The sequence below is a fragment of the Microcystis sp. M53603_WE2 genome (assembly GCF_030065435.1).
In genome coordinates, this window is record NZ_JASJFF010000462.1 from 1 (window position 1) to 1654 (window position 1654).

1 protein-coding gene is annotated in these 1654 nt (G+C 45.8%); it reads right to left on the reverse strand.

What is annotated here, in order from left to right:
• Positions 1-145 precede the first annotated feature (145 nt).
• Positions 146-1486: an aromatic ring-hydroxylating dioxygenase subunit alpha gene (locus tag PX481_RS09635; protein WP_002760677.1), complete on the reverse strand. Its 1341-nt coding sequence runs from the start codon at positions 1484-1486 to the stop codon at positions 146-148.
• Positions 1487-1654: the final 168 nt, after the last annotated feature.

A 1654-nucleotide genomic window follows, 5' to 3' on the forward strand; every position in this document is an offset into this window, starting at 1 on the left:
TGGGAGTGATCAGGGGGAAAATTCCTGGACTTTTTCCCTGAAAATTAGGTAATTGGCCCCCTCAAAACCGGTAAAACCCCACACCCCACACCCCACACCCCACACCCTGCCACCACCGAAAAACTTTTTCAGCAGACCCTACTTATTACTGTAGTTTGGTATGGGCTTTTTTCTCATAGGTGCGTTCAAATTTTCTGCGGGTGTAATTGGCGGCGATCGCTATTGCTAAAGCCAAAATTGCGAAAATAAGGGCAGTAATTTGATAGATAGACTGATTTGGGGATAAAATTGCCAGTAAAACTAATAATATACCCATTAAAATCGCAATTTGTTTAGTTTTTACCATGTTTTCATGGGCATCGCTACAGGTGCGACAGTGGACAGTGTGACGAGAATAGCGATCGAGGGGTAAAGGATCGGATAAATCGAGCGCCGTTGTCCGCTGGCTGGTGTAGCCTTGATAGTAGGGGAAAGAGTCCCCATAGCGATCGAACCATTGACGTAACTCAATCACCAAGGCATCGGAACTTTTTAAGGGTAAGTATAATTTTTGTAAACTATCTCTTGACTTTTCCACCATTTGCTGCTGACTTTGAATTAAAGGTAGATCATCTTCGAGGATGCGACTTTGACGCAGATGTTCCAACCAGCGCCAACGGTATTGACGGGAGTTAACGGCAAAATTTTGGTAACGTCGCATCAGTAAGCGAGAACGACCTTGACCCAGAGAAATCCCGTATAAAGCCAATCCAGCACACCAATGGGGATTAGGCAGAGCAAAACGATAATGAACGAGATTAGGGGCTATAAAATCCAGATATTTCCAGCTTTCCTGCGGATTGCGGCTATTGCGCCACTGACTGCGAATTCCCCGCGCCGAGATTTCGAGGATTTGGAAGGCTAACGGTTGAGCATTTTCCCGTTTTGCCCCGAATTCGCTGCGATCATGGCTAATATTAACATGGGCGGGATCGAGGAGATTTTCGAGTAAATAGCCCTGTTCATAGGGAAAATCGATGACATAATCGGTATGGACACAATTGGGGTCTTCTAGGTCTTTGATGATAGGAATATCGCTTTCTTTCGCTGTTTCCTCTTCTCCTAACCAAACCCAGAGGACTCCCTGACGTTCCACCACCCCATAGGATTTAACCTTGGCATTGCGGGGAATCGGGGTATTGACTGGCAGTTGGGGAATATGGGAACATTTTCCATCCGTCTCGAACTGCCAACCATGGTACAAACATTCTAAACGACCAGCGATCATCTGTCCTGTGGAGAGTTTAGCCAAGCGATGGGGACAGCGATCAAGCAAACAGCCCCATTTTCCCTGCTGATCGCGAAATATTAGCAATGGTTGCCCATAAAGAGAGAAAGAGTAGGGATTTTTTTGCCAATCCTGCACGAATAACACAGGATACCAACAATTTTGGTAGTGAAAATAGTCATCCCTAGGGAGGGGTTGAGATTGATCAGTGCTTGTCATGGGGATGAGAGAGAAAAAATATTGATCTTGACATCCTCGCCGCCGTAAAACGGACGGCGATTCCCAAACCTCACGATTTGAGTTTCTGCTTCTTTCCCGAAGGATTTTTCGCACCTGCCTTAACAGATTTACTCTGTTCTGGTCTTATGGTCGCTCTACAGACTGACA